The organism is Streptomyces yunnanensis, from assembly GCF_029011865.1.
Classification (GTDB): domain Bacteria; phylum Actinomycetota; class Actinomycetes; order Streptomycetales; family Streptomycetaceae; genus Streptomyces; species Streptomyces yunnanensis.
Map to the genome: position 1 here is coordinate 8,350,844 of NZ_CP095749.1, position 13,418 is coordinate 8,364,261.

The 13,418-nt window shown below is 73.7% G+C and carries 8 protein-coding genes and 2 pseudogenes; 4 read left to right on the top strand and 6 right to left on the bottom strand.

Going from position 1 to position 13,418, the window contains the following annotated elements; genetic code table 11:
• Window positions 1-209 precede the first annotated feature (209 nt).
• Window positions 210-1,847 carry an amidohydrolase gene (locus MOV08_RS36545; protein ID WP_275310463.1) on the bottom strand — a complete coding sequence of 546 codons (1,638 nt, stop codon included), beginning with the start codon at window positions 1,845-1,847 and terminating at the stop codon, window positions 210-212.
• Between the two features lie 90 nt (window positions 1,848-1,937).
• Window positions 1,938-3,380, bottom strand: a complete 1,443-nt coding sequence (locus tag MOV08_RS36550) for an APC family permease (protein WP_275310464.1) — start codon at window positions 3,378-3,380, stop codon at window positions 1,938-1,940.
• A gap of 174 nt (window positions 3,381-3,554) precedes the next feature.
• Here MOV08_RS36550 and MOV08_RS36555 point away from each other — a divergent pair, with 174 nt between their 5' ends.
• From MOV08_RS36555 to MOV08_RS36570, 4 genes are all read left to right on the top strand, one after another.
• Window positions 3,555-4,271 carry a TetR/AcrR family transcriptional regulator gene (locus MOV08_RS36555; protein ID WP_275310465.1) on the top strand — a complete coding sequence of 239 codons (717 nt, stop codon included), beginning with the start codon at window positions 3,555-3,557 and terminating at the stop codon, window positions 4,269-4,271.
• 140 nt (window positions 4,272-4,411) lie between these two features.
• Entirely contained in the window at window positions 4,412-5,530 is a 1,119-nt protein-coding gene (locus tag MOV08_RS36560) for a baeRF2 domain-containing protein (protein WP_039638559.1), read from the top strand.
• Window positions 5,531-5,783: 253 nt separating this feature from the next.
• Window positions 5,784-6,458 (top strand): hypothetical protein, encoded by a 675-nt coding sequence (locus tag MOV08_RS36565; RefSeq protein ID WP_275310466.1) that lies wholly within the window; start codon window positions 5,784-5,786, stop codon window positions 6,456-6,458.
• Between the two features lie 135 nt (window positions 6,459-6,593).
• Window positions 6,594-8,453 carry a glycoside hydrolase family 15 protein gene (locus MOV08_RS36570; RefSeq protein ID WP_275310467.1) on the top strand — a complete coding sequence of 620 codons (1,860 nt, stop codon included), beginning with the start codon at window positions 6,594-6,596 and terminating at the stop codon, window positions 8,451-8,453.
• Here the strand turns inward: MOV08_RS36570 and MOV08_RS36575 are convergent.
• From MOV08_RS36575 to MOV08_RS36590, 4 genes and pseudogenes are all read right to left on the bottom strand, one after another.
• Window positions 8,443-8,592 (bottom strand): annotated as a pseudogene (locus MOV08_RS36575) (cytochrome P450); the annotation flags it as partial. The gene MOV08_RS36570 and the pseudogene MOV08_RS36575 overlap by 11 nt on opposite strands.
• 81 nt (window positions 8,593-8,673) lie before the next feature.
• The gene (locus MOV08_RS36580; protein WP_275310468.1) at window positions 8,674-11,466 is read right to left on the bottom strand and encodes a SpoIIE family protein phosphatase; all 2,793 of its coding nucleotides are present in this window, start codon (window positions 11,464-11,466) and stop codon (window positions 8,674-8,676) included.
• Window positions 11,418-11,636 (bottom strand): annotated as a pseudogene (locus MOV08_RS36585) (hypothetical protein); the annotation flags it as partial. The pseudogene MOV08_RS36585 and the gene MOV08_RS36580, both read right to left, overlap by 49 nt.
• Before the next feature lie 45 nt (window positions 11,637-11,681).
• Window positions 11,682-13,205: a glycosyl hydrolase family 18 protein gene (locus MOV08_RS36590; RefSeq protein ID WP_275310469.1), complete on the bottom strand. Its 1,524-nt coding sequence runs from the start codon at window positions 13,203-13,205 to the stop codon at window positions 11,682-11,684.
• Between the last annotated feature and the right edge of the window lie 213 nt (window positions 13,206-13,418).

Genomic DNA, 13,418 nt, shown 5'->3' on the forward strand with positions numbered 1-13,418 from the left:
GGGCCCGCCGCCGGCGGTGACCTGGAGATATCGCGTTGTCCTCGGCCGGCGCACGCCGGCGTCCGGCACGCGGGCCCCCGTCCTCCTCCTCCAGCAGACCAGCTCCGGCCCGATCGTGCGCGCCGAAGGGCCGGCGGAAGGGGGCGCGGGGGCCGGGTCGACGACCACCGGCCGTTCCCCTTCCGCCCGCGCCGCGGGCGCGGCCCGGGTCAGTCGGCCGCGTACACCCGCGCCCCGCCGACGTACGTCTGGAGGACGGTGGCCCGGGCGATCTCCTGGGGCGGGGCGGTGAAGATGTCCCGGTCGAGGACGACCAGGTCGGCGAGGTGGCCGACCTGGAGCGTGCCGGCGTCGTCGAGGCCGTTGACGTGCGCCGAACCCGCGGTGTACGCGGCGACGGCGGTGGTGAGGTCGAGGCGCTGCTCGGGGAGGAAGACCCGGTCGTCGGTGGCGTCGGGCTCCTGGCGGTTGACGGCGACATGGAGGCCGGCGAGCGGGTCGGGGCTGCTGACGGGCCAGTCGCTGCCGGCCGCGAGGGTGGCGCCGGCCCGCAGCAGGGCGCCGAACGGGTACTGCCAGCCGGCGCGTTCGGGGCCGAGGAAGGGGATGGTCAGCTCGTCCATCTGGGGTTCGTGGGCGGCCCAGAGCGGCTGGATGTTGGCGATGGCGCCGAGCCGGGCGAAGCGGTCGAGGTCGTCGGGGTGGACGACCTGGAGGTGGGCGAGGTGGTGCCGGGCGGTGCGGCGGCCGTTGGCCGCGCGGGCCGCCTCGATGGCGTCGAGGGCCTCGCGGACGGCGCGGTCGCCGAGGGCGTGGAAGTGGACCTGGAAGTCCAGTGCGTCGAGGGCGGTGACGTACTGGCGCAGCGCCGTGGGGTCGACGAAGCTCAGGCCGGTGTTGGTGGTCGCGCAGCCGCAGGCGTCGAGGTAGGGGCTGGTCATGGCGGCGGTGAAGTTCTCGGCGATGCCGTCCTGCATGATCTTGATCGCGCCGGCACGGAACCTTCCGTGGGCCAACTCGGCGCGACGCGCGATGAGTTCGGGGATCTGTTCGGCGCCGCGGGCGCGGTCCCACCAGAGCGCGCCGGTGACACGGGCGGTCAGGCTGCCCTCGCGGGCGGCGGTGAGATAGGCGTCCGACGGGTCGGCCTGCCCGTGGAAGGCGCCGAGCAGGGCGTCCTGCCAGCCGGTGATGCCGAGGGAGTGCAGCAGTTCCTGGGCGCGCAGCAGGCCGGCCAGGCGGTCGGCGGCGGTTCGCTGCGGCAGGACCGCGGCGAACAGGCCGGTGGCTCCCTCCTGGAGGACGCCGCTCGGCGTGCCGTCGCTCTCGCGCTCGATCCGGCCGTCGGACGGGTCGGGGGTGTCCTTGGTGATGCCGGCCAGTTCGAGCGCGCGGGTGTTGACCCAGGCGCCGTGGTGGTCGCGGTTGGGGAGGTAGACCGGGCGGTCCGGTACCACGGAGTCGAGGAGTTGGCGGGTCGGCAGGCCGCCGGCGAAGCTCTCCAGCGACCAGCCGCCGCCGGTGATCCAGGTCCGCTCGGGGTGGGCGTCGGCGAACTCGCGGATCCGCCGCAGGGAGGCTTCGGCGTCGTTCGTTCCGGTGAGGTCGCACTCGGCGAGCTCCAGGCCGCCGAAGACGGCGTGGACGTGTGCGTCCTGGAAGCCGGGCAGCAGCAACTTGCCGCTGAGGTCGACCACTTCGGTTCCGGGGCCGATCAGCTCCCGGACCTCGTCGTGGCCGACGGCGGTGATCCGCTCGCCGGTGACGGCCAGGCTGCTGGCCCGGGTGCGGGCGGCGTCCCCGGTGTGCACGGGGCCGTGGGTGAAGACCAGGTCGGCCTTGGGCATGGGGGTACTCCAGTCGGGTCGGCGGACCGGGTGCGGTCCGCGGCGGTACGGCGGTACAAGCAGTACAGGGGGAGGCGGATCGGGGGGCGGTTATTCGGTCGGTGCCGGCGCCCCTTCGTCCGGCCGCCGGGTGAAGTACGGGGCGCGCCGGTGCCAGCGGGACCAGGCGGCGGCCAGCAGGCCCGAGACGAGCATCAACGCGACCACCGCGAGTTCGAACCAGCCGTTGTCGGCGGCGAGTTCGAAGTGGTCCGCCGATCGGTAGAAGTCCCAGGAGAGGTATCCGCCGACGGCGAGCAGGACGAGCGCGCCGAGCAGTGGTGCCACGACCACGCGCAGCGCCTCGGCGGGCGCGGTGCGCAGCAGCGCGCGGAAGCGCACCGCGGCGGCGAGCGCGGTGAGGGCGTAGTAGAGCGCGACGACGATGCCGATGGCGTTGACCGCGGCCGAGATCAGCGCGCCGACGGTGGGGATGACCAGCGAGAGCACGGCGAGGACGCACGCGATCGTGGTGATCAGCCAGGTGCCGGCGGCGGGCGTCCGGTAGCGGGGGTGGAGCCGGGTCCACACCCGGCCGAGCGTGCCGTCGCGGCCCATCGCGTACATCCCGCGCGCCGTGGGGATGACCGCGGCCTGGAGTGACGCCGCCGCCGAGAAGGTCAGGGCGAGCAACGGCAGCGCGGCGAGCGGCTGATGGGCCAGTTTGGCGCCGAAGTAGGTGAGCCCGTGCGCGCCGTTGTCGGCCAACTCGCCCAGCGGGAGCACCCGTTGGAAGGCGGTGCCGGCGAAGACGAAGAGCAGCATCATGATCGCCAGGGCCAGGAAGCCGCCGCGGGAGGCGTCCCGCGCGGTGCGGACCTCCTCGCCGACGCTGAAGACCGATTCGAAGCCCCAGTAGCAGAACACCGCCAGCACCATGCCCTGGGCGAGCGCCTCCAGCGAGGGGAGGGCGAACGGGTTGAACCACTCCATCGAGAACGGCTGGTCGCCGGCGATCAGGCCGTAGCCGCAGAAACCGAGCAGCACCGCGTACTCGAAGACCAGCAGGTACCGCTGGAGCCGGGCGGCGAGGTCGAGCCCCCGGACGGCGACCAGGGCGGCGGCGATCAGGACGACCAGGCCGATCAGGGTCGACTGGAGCGTGGAGTCCGGGTCGAGCGCGAGGCCGCCGATGCGGTGGACGGCGGCCTCGCCGAGGAGTTGGAGCACGGCCGAGCCGGTGACGGCGGTGGTGTAGGCCATGAAGACGACGGTGCCGACGACGTTGACCCAGCCGGTCAGGAAGCCCAACCAGGGGTTGAGGATGCGCCCCACCCAGCGGTAGCTGCTGCCGGCGTCGGGTTCGACGCGGTTGAGGCGCCCGTACGCGCCGGCGATGGCGAGCACCGGCAGGAAGGCCACCAGCATGATCGCCGGCAGGTGCAGGCCGACGACCCCGGCCATCAGGCCCAGACCGATGCCGATGCTGCTGGTGGCCGCGGTGCTCGACGCGGCGATCACCACGGCGCCGCCGACCCCGAGCGACCGTTCCATGGCGGCCGGACGGTCACCGCTTTCCGTCCCCCGGCCCGTGCTCGTGCCCTTGACCTTGGCTGTCAATGGATCACCGCCGTACTCGTGTGGAATCCGACCGGATGGCCGGTTGGCTGGACATGAAAGCCCCCGCGCACTTCACACGTCAATGACGTTGTCATAAGGTGCGGGGCCATGGCCGAACGAGTGGTTCCCGAGCGGCAGCGACGACGCCGGAGGCCGACCAGGCAGGGCGTCGTCCTCTCCCGACAGCTGATCGTCGACACCGCGCTGCGCCTGGTCGCCCAGCACGGCGCCGAGGCACTGACGGTGCGGCGGCTGGGCGCCGCGCTCGGCGCCGACCCCAGCGCGATCTACCGCTACTTCCGCAACACCGACGACCTCCTCCTCGCCCTCGCCGACGAGCTGATCGGGCGCGCCCAGCACGGCTGGCGGCCCACCGGCGACTGGCGCGCCGACCTGCGCGAGATCGGCCTGCGCATCCACCGCGCCTACCAGGCACACCCCCAGGCGGCGCTACTGGCCGCGCACCGCACCACCGGGCGCACCCACGAGACCCGCGCCGTCGAGGCGATCCTCGGAGTGCTCCGCCGGGCGGGCTTCCCGGACCCCGAAGCGGTCCGCGTCTACCACGCCTTCGTCGACCAGAGCCTGGGCTTCGCGGCGCTGGACGCGGCGGCCCTGGCCCTGCCCGCCGCCGCACAGGCGGCCGACCGCGAGGTCTGGCAGGCCGACTACGGACGGCTGCCGGCGGACACCCACCCGCACATCGCCGCGACCGCCCCCCAGCTCGCCGCCGAGATGCGCCGCAGCGGCTATCCGTACGCGCTGGAACTGCTGTTGGAAGCCGTCGCGGCCCGCCTGCCCGGGCCGGGCAGGCGGGCGGACTGAGCGGGCCCCGGCGGCCTGGGCCCGCCCGGGCAGGCGATGCGCCGGGCGCGCCCGGTCTCGGCGCGCGGCCCCGGTGCCTTGGGGCTCTACTGGGAGGGAAGAACACCAGGCAGCCGACCGACACGGCGCGTGGAGGCATCGTGGACCTGGCCTTCCTGAACGCGGTGTACGCGAGTGGGGGACCGTACGCCTGCGCCTATCTCGACACATCACGTGACGTCGAGGAGCCGGAGCTGGCGCTCCGCAGGCGGCAGGTCTGCGAGGCGCTCGTGGAACAGGGCGCCGACGGCGCCACGGTGGACGCCCTGGCGGCCGTCGCGGGCGGTGACCAGGAGATCGCCGGCCGACACGGCCAGGCGATCGTCGCCAGCCGCGGGCGGGTGGTGCTGACCGTGGAGCTTCCCGAGCCGCCGGCGCACGACGAGGCCGAGTTCACCCCGCTGCCCGACCTGATGCCGCTGGCCCTCCAGCACGCCCCGGACATCTGCTACGTCGCCGCCACCGTGCACAGCACGCCGCGCCCGCGACCGGAGCCCCCGGGCGGATGGGAAGTGGCCTTCCAGGCCGGGACATGGCCGAGCAGTGCCGTCGCGCCGGGCGTCTGCCACCTGATGAGCGGCCCCGCCGCGGGCTGGACCGACGGGGCCGGGCTGGCCGCCGCCCGCATCGCCGAACTGGCGTGCCGCACCGACGCCGAGACGATCGTGCTGGGCGGGATCACCCGGGCCCGCAACGCGCTGGCCGACCTCCTCGCCGAACGCTGGCGCAAACGCCTCGTGACCAGCGGCGGCAACGGCTACCCGGCGCCGCCCGGCCGGGCCCTGATGGAACGGGAGCTCACCGAGGCGTTCCAGGGGCAGCTCCGGATCGCCGACCGGGCCCGGCTCGACCTGTTCCGGGCCCGCCGGACCAGCCGGCACGGCGCCGTCGAGGGCCTGTGCAGCGTGGTGGCCGCGCTGCGCCGTTCCCAGGTCAGCTCGCTGCTGCTCAGCGTCCCCCTGGATCTCGCGATGCGCCTCCATGTGGACGCCGGCGGGGCGCCGCTCGACCCGTGCGACGCGGCACTGGCCCCGTACGGCGCGCTCGGCTTCCGTACCGGCCCCGCGCCCGCCGCCGTGATCCGCGCCGCGGTGCGCACCGGCGCCGGACTGGTCGTGGTGCCGGAGCAGCAACTGTCGCTGGCCGACGGGTTGGGCGCGCTGCTGCGGTACGCCGGTCCGGAGCGCACCCCCTACTTCGCCCGCCTGCTCCGGCTCTGAGCTGCGGCCCCGGGCCCGGAGAGCCGCCCGATACGCCGTCCGGCGGCCCGGGAGCGCGGACCGCCGGCCGCTCACCCGTCTGGCCCGGACGACGCGGTGCGCCGCCTCGCCGGGTCGTAGAACTGACAGTCAGGCGCGGTGCGCACGGCGGGTCGGCCGGCCGGTCCGCGCATGCCGTGCGGCCGGGGCCCGCGGAGCCGGTGACGAGCAGCGGGAGAGCGTGATGCGAACGACCGACGGGGCAACGGCCCGCATGCTGCAGACACCGAAGGCCGCCGCGGTGGCCGGGATCGTCGCGGCGCTGCTGCTGGGCGCCGCCGTGCTGCTCGTCCACCTGGCCGTGCCCGAGCACCCCCAGGACACCGCCGACTGGGTCGAGGACACCTCCCAGCGGGACTTCCTGCACGGCGCGCTGGCCCTGCTGCCGTTCGCCGGGATCTTCTTCCTGTGGTTCATGGGCGCGATCCGGGACTACGTCGGGGAGGCCGAGGACCGGTTCTTCGCCACCCTCTTCCTCGGCAGCGGATTCCTCTTCGTGGCCATGCTGTTCGTCCTGGCGGCGACGACCGGGAGCCTGCTGGCCGTGACGGACGTGTCCGCCTCGCCCTCGGCGGGGGAGCGGGCACTGTGGCAGTACGGACGCCACCTCGTGCTGGAACTGCTGACCGGCTACGCGACGCGGATGGCCGCCGTGTTCGTGGTGTCGACGACGACGATCGGGCACCGGCTGGGCATCTTTCCGCGCTGGCTGGCATGGCTGGGCTATCTGGTCGCACTGGTACTGCTCTTCGCGGTCGGCGGCACCAGCCACCTCGAACTCGTCTTCCCGCTGTGGATGCTGGCCGTCAGCAGCCACGTCCTCGTGGTCACCCTGCGCCGCCGCCGAGCGGGCGGCCGGCCGGACCGGGGCGCGGCGGCGACCCCCTGAAACCCGCCCCGGACCGGGTCGGCGCCTCCGCGGCGCCGCACCGCGTCCGCCCCTGCCGCCGCCGCGGACTCCGCCGTCGCGCGTCCGTCGGCGCGGGCGGACAGTGGAGGTACGTGCCCAGGAAGCGGGAAGATCATGGAACGGTACCCCCCCATCGCGGACCACGGCATCGTCGGCGATCTCCAGACCGCCGCGCTGATCTCCTCCGAAGGGGTCGTCGACTGGTTCGCGGCACCCCGGTTCGACTCGCCCAGCGTCTTCGCCGCCCTGCTCGACCACGACCGCGGGGGCCACTTCCGCTTCGCGCCGGACGCCCCGGGCAGCACCTGCAAACAGCTCTACTACCCCGACACCGCGGTGCTGGTGACCCGGTTCATGTCCCCCGACGGCGTCGGCGAGGTCTTCGACTGCATGCCGCCGGACCGCACCGGGACGCCGTCCGACCGGCACGTCCTGATCCGCGGGGCGCGCGCGGTCCGCGGAACGGTCCACTTCGGCCTGGAATGCCGCCCGCGCTTCGACTACGGGCGGGCCACCCACACCTGCGAGGTGCGGGACGACACCGCCACGTTCCGGGCGCCGGGCATCACCGCGCACCTGCAGAGCAGCTTCCCGCTCCGGCCCGACGGCGTCGACGTGCGGGGCACGCTCACCCTGCGCGCCGGACAGGTGGCCACCGCCATCCTCACCGTCGACGGGCCCGACGCACCGGCCCCACCGCCCCTGACGCCGCACGGCGCGGCCGAGCGCTACTGGGAGGTCGTGGACTTCTGGCAGCGGTGGGTGCAGACCTCCCGCTACCGGGGCAGGTGGCCGGGGGTCGTGCATCGCTCGGCGATCACCCTCAAGCTCCTGACCTACGCCCCCACCGGAGCGCCGGTCGCCGCGGCCACCATGGGACTGCCCGAGCAGGTGGGCGGCGAACGCAACTGGGACTACCGCTACACCTGGGTCCGCGACGGCTCGCTGTCGGTACGGGCCCTCCTCGACCTGGGATTCGTCGAGGAGGCGGCGCAGTTCACCCACTGGCTCGGGGACCGCCTGCAGGCCCGGGACGGCGAGCGGGGCGAACCGCTGCAGATCATGTACCGCGTGGACGGGGACCCCGACCTCCCCGAAGAGGTCCTTCCGCACCTCGCCGGCTACCGCGGCTCGGCGCCCGTACGCGTCGGCAACGCCGCCACCGACCAGCTGCAACTGGACATCTACGGCGAGGCGCTCTACGCCCTGTCGGAGGGGCGGGAGATCGCCATGCGGGCCGGCTACCACGGCTGGAAGAACCTCGCCCGGACGCTGGACTGGCTCGCCGACTCCTGGGACCGCCCCGACGAAGGCATCTGGGAGACCCGCGGCGGACGCCGGCACTTCACCTTCAGCCGGATCATGTCGTGGGTCGCCTTCGACCGGGGGCTGAAGCTGGCGGCCCAGTACAGCCGCCCCGCCGACACCGCCCGCTGGACCGCCGCCCGCGACGCGATCCTCGAACAGGTCATGCAGCGCGGCTGGGACGCGCGGCAACAGGCGCTCGTCCAGCACTACGACGGCACCGTGCTCGACGCCTCGCTGCTGCTCCTGCCGCGGGTGGGCTTCCTGGCCCCCAGGACCCTGAGCTGGCTGTCGACCCTGGACGCGATGGAACGCACCCTGGTGTCGGACAGCCTGGTCTACCGCTACGACCCCGTCGCCTCCCCCGACGGCCTGCGCGGCTCCGAAGGCACCTTCAGCCTGTGCACCTTCCTCTACGTCGACGCGCTCGCCCGCGCCGGCCGGCTCCGCCAGGCGCGCTACACCTTCGAGAAGATGCAGACCTACGCCAACCACGTCGGCCTGTTCGCCGAGGAAATCGGCCCCAGCGGCGAGCAGTTGGGCAACTTCCCGCAGGCGTTCACCCATCTGTCGCTCATCATGGCCGCCACCACGCTCGACGACGCGCTGGACCGGCAGCGGGCCGCCGCGACCGGGCAGGACGGCCCCCCGGACCGCCTCAGTCCCTGATCCCGGCGACGGTCAGCGGGAGGTGCCGGGGGCCGCGCAGCACCGCGTTGTGCCGGTACGGGGGCGGATCCGCGGCCAGTTGGGGGTCGTCGAGGCGGCGGACGAGTTCGGTCAGGGCCAGTTGCGCCTCCAGCCGGGCGGGTGACGGACGCGGCGCTGGTCAGCGGGCCGGCCGCGGGGCTGTCCAGGGCCGGTCCGACGGGTCAGGGTCGGACAGCCGCTAGGGACCGGAGGGCTCGCCCCGGGCGCCCGAGCCCGCTGGGCCGCCCGGGGCGCCTGGGTCCTCCGAGTCGTCCGCGCTGACCGGTCCGTCCAGGCTGACCTCGCCGTTCGGGGCGACCTGGGGCAGCTGTTGCTCGGCCCAGATGACCTTGCCCTGCGGCGTGTAGCGGGTGCCCCAGCGATCGGTCAGCTGGGCCACCAGGAACAGGCCGCGGCCCCCCTCGTCCGTCGTCGCGGCGTACCGCAGGTGGGGCGAGGTGTTGCTGCCGTCGGCCACCTCGCAGACCAGGCTGCGGTCCCGCAGCACCCGCGCCTTCACCGGCGGCGAGCCGTAGCGGATCGCGTTGGTGACCAGCTCGCTGACCACCAGCTCCGTGGCGAAGGCCAGCTCGTCCAGGCCCCACTCGGTGAGCTTGTCGGAGATGCTGGAGCGCATCCCCGCGACGGCGGCCGGGTCGAACGGCACGTCCCACGCCGCGACGCGGTCCGGGCCGAGCACCCGGGTGCGGGCGATCAGCAGGGCCACGTCGTCCCGCGGGCGGTCCGGGAGCAGCCGGTCGAGCACCGCCCGGCAGTTCTCCTCCGGGGACCGGCCCGGATGGGACAGCGCGCCGCGCAGGAGCTCCATCCCCACGTCGAAGTCCCGGGTGCGCTCCTCGACCAGCCCGTCGGTGTAGAGCACGATCTGGGTGCCCTCGGGCAGGTGCAGCACCGTGGTCTCGAACGGGACGCCGCCCAGCCCCAGCGGCGGGCAGGCCGGCAGCTCGGGGAACTCCACGGTGCCGTCGGGGTGGACCAGCGCCGGTGGCGGATGCCCGGCCCGGGCCATGTCGCAGCGCCGCGAGACCGGGTCGTAGATCGCATACAGGCAGGTGGCGCCGGTGATGCCGGTGCCGCTGGCGGTGTCCGCCTCCTCCTGGTCGATCTGGTCGACGAGGTCGTTGAGGTGGCCCAGGAGCTCGTCCGGCGTCAGGTCCAGGGTGGAGAAGGTGTGCACCGCGGTGCGCAGCCGGCCCATGGTGGCCGCGGCGTGCAGCCCGTGGCCGACGACGTCGCCGACGACCAGCGCCACCCGGCTGCCGGACAGCGGGATCACGTCGAACCAGTCACCGCTCACCCCCGACTGGGCGGGCAGATAGCGGTGGGCCACCTCCATGGCGCTCTGCTCGGGCAGGGTGCGCGGCAGCAGGCTGCGCTGCAGGGTCACCGCCAGGGCGTGTTCCCGGGTGTACCGCCGGGCGTTGTCGATGCTCAGCGCGGCGCGGGCCACCAGCTCCTCGGCCAGCGACCGGTCGTCGTCGTCGAAGGGCTCGGGCTTCTGCGACCGCCAGAAGTTGGCCACGCCCAGGATGTTGCCGCGGGCCGTCAGCGGCGTGGTGATCAGCGAGTGGATGCCGCAGGCGAGGACGCGCCGGGCCCGCTCCGGATCCTGCAGCTGCCAGCTGTGGGTCGTCGAGAGGTCGGACACCACCTCGGAGCGTCCGCCGGCCATGCCGCGCGCCTGGGGCGTGCCGGGAACGAAGGTGATCAGCGTCCCGGGCGGGAGGAACGGGAGGTCGTCGAGGATGCCGTGCGCCGCGGTGCGCCGCATCTGCTGGGGGCCGCTGCCGGCCGGCTCGTCGCCGCGCAGGACGGGCGCCGCCAGGTCGACGGTGACGAAGTCGGCGAGCCGGGGGACCGCGACCTCCGCGAGCTCCTCCGCGGTCCGCGCGACGTCGAGGGTGGTGCCGACGCTCACCCCGGCCTCGTAGAGCAGCCGCAGGCGCTCGTGGGCGACCTCGGCGCGGCCGGAGAGCAGCCGCAGCTCCGTGGAGTCGCGGATGGTGGTGACCGTTCCCATGCCCGCGGCGTGCCGGTCGGTGTGCCGCTGGTTGACCGCCAGGAGCCGGCCACCGGCCTGGTGGATCTCGTCGGTGGCGGTCCGGCCCGACGCCAGCAGGGCGGCCAGCCCCGGGGCGAGCCCGGGCACCTGGGACACCTCCTGCCCCTCGGCGTCCTCGGGCAGCGCGAGCAGCCGCCTGGCCTCGTCGTTGGCCAGCAGCAGCCGGCCGGCGTCGCTGACGATGACCACGCCCTCCCGCACGGCGTGCAGCACCGCCTCGTGGTGTTCGTACATCCGGCTCATCTCGACGGACCCCAGGCCGCGGGTCTGGCGCCGCAGCCTGGTGGTGATCACCGCCGTGGCGGCCGTGGCGAGGCACAGCGCCGCGCCGGCGATGCTGAAGATCACCGGGAGGTGGGAGGCGATGGCGCGGCTCACGCTGGCCACCTTCATCCCCGCGGACACCAGGCCGACGACCGTGCCCTTGGCATCGGTGATCGGCACGATGGCCTGCACCTCGTGACCGAGCGGCCCGTGCACGCTCTCGACGCGGACCTTGCCGCTGAGCGAGGGGCCGATGTTGCCGACGAAGCGCTTGCCGATCTCCTCGGGCTTGGGGTGGGTGTAGCGGATGCCGTGGGTGTTCATCACGACGATGAAGTCGACGTCGGCCCGCTTCCGGGCCGCCTCGGTGAGCGGCTGGAGGATCTTCGACGGGTCCGGGGCCTTGAGGGCGGCCTGGACGCCGGGGGAGTGTGCGAAGGTCTCCGCGACGGCGACCGAGCGGTTGCGCGCCTCCTGCTCGGCGTCGTGCCGCGAGGTCAGCAGCAGTGCCGCCAGCGTGCCCAGGACGAGCAGGAGACCGACCGTGAGCTGGAGCAGGAAGACCTGCCCCGCGAGGCTCTGCGGACGTCGTTCGGTCAGTGACCGTACCGTTGCGCGCCGATATCGGCCGGACCCTGCGGCCATGCTGCTATTTCTAACACTCCCCGGCCGGGAGCGCTGCCCTGTTGTCCGCCGTCGGTGGCCTCGTCGGCGGTGGCGCCGTGCGTGAAGATCCGGACCGCTCCGGGGAGGCCGTCGCCCGGTAGGCCCATCTCGACCACGACCACGACCACGACCGCGTCCGGACGTGCGGCGGCGCGACGCGCCGGTCCGGGCCGCCCGGGCCGGCGCCGGGCGGGTCAGCAGGCGCCGAGGTCCTGCCAGACACCCCACTCCCCGGTGCTGCCGGGCTCCTCGCCCGTCGTCCACCACTTGGCCTTCCAGGTGTGCCCCTTGTAGGAGACCTGCTGGCCGCCGGTGTAGACCGTGCCGCTGGTCCACGGGCTCGCCGTGCACTGGTTGCCGCTCCCGCCGGTGACGGTCAGGTCGTAGGACGCGCTGCGCGTGCCGGCGGGGCCGGTGCCGGTGACGGTGAGGTGGTACGTGCCGGAGGCCGCCGCCGCGGTCGTGGACACGGTGAGCGTCGAGGACCCGCCGGCCGTCACCGAGGTGGGGCTGAGCGAGGCGGTGACACCCGCGGGGACCCCGCCGACGGTGAGGTCCACCGTCCGCGCCGCTCCGGCGGTGACCGCGGTCCGCACCGTGGTGGTGGTCCGGCTGCCCGCCGCCACCGAACCCGTACCGGGACTGGCCGTCACCGAGAAGTCGTCGGTCGGCGCCGTGCCGCTGCCGGTGAACGGCTCGAAGACGTGGCTGAAGTCCCAGGTGTTCTGCGGGATGCTGGAGCAGGTGTCGCCGGACGGGGCGCCGGGGCAGCCGCCGTTGTCCCGTTGCAGGGCCCAGAACGACAGCGTGCTGATGCCCTTGGTCACCGCCCAGTTGTAGACCTGGGTGGCGTTGGCCAGGCTGAAGGTCTCGGCCGGGCCGAAGTCGTCCACCCCGGGCATCTCGATGATCCCGATCATGCCCCACAGCTGGGCCGGGGTCTTGTCGGGATAGAGCGTCTTGAGCCGGTCGTACAGCCCCTGGGCCGCGGTCTCGGTGTCCTTGGCCATGTCGTGCGTGGCGTTGTCGTAGTAGTCGAACGTCATGATGTTGGCGACGTCCACCCGGGCCCCGTTGCGCACCGCGTTCTGCAGCAGGGCGACCCCGCTGTCGGCGAGGCCCCGGGTCGTCGTGGGCAGGGTGTACGAGATCTCGACCGTGCGCCCGTTGGCGGCGGCCCAGTCCTGGACGAGCTTGATGGCCTTGTTCCGCCGGTCGACGGCCGCGGAGTCGTCCAGCGAGTCGGCCTCGATGTCCATGTCCAGCCGTGTGACGTCGTAGGTGGTGATGACCTTCTCGTACGCGGCGGCGATCTGGTTGACGTCGGTACAGCTGTCGGCGATCTCGGTGCCGGTGGTGTCCGCGGTGTATCCGCCGAACGACGGGATGACGTCGCCCCCGTTCGCCCGGATGGCCTTGATGTCGTCGCCGAACGAGGACGGGGCGATGGGGATGTCGGTGCTGCCGTTCCACAGGGCCGTGCAGGACCCCTTGGTGGCCGTCTGGATGAACGCCATCGTCAGGTGTTTGGCGCCTGACTGGGCGGACAGCGCGGCGGGGCTCTCGCCCGTCCACGACTCGAAGTAGGGGGCGAACACATGGGCCGGGAGCGGGGTCGCCGCCCGGGCCGCGCCCCCGCCCAGGGCGGTCAGGCCGGCCGTGGCCACGGCGGTGACGGTAGCGGTGAGGAGTGCACGGAGGGAGCGCCTGCGTCTCATGTCTGTCCCGGGTGTGAGGGGGGTGACCGCCAATTCCCGTTGGTACGCAGCGGTATGGGATATGGGATAGCCCTACGGTCAGGGGCATGTCAATGGACTGGACCAAGATAGGACTAGACCAATCGATGCCCGGGGCGGTCACACCCCTGCGCAGCGCCGCCGCGGCCCGCTGGACCACCACCGCCGGCGAGGCGAACCGACCGTCACCGCGTC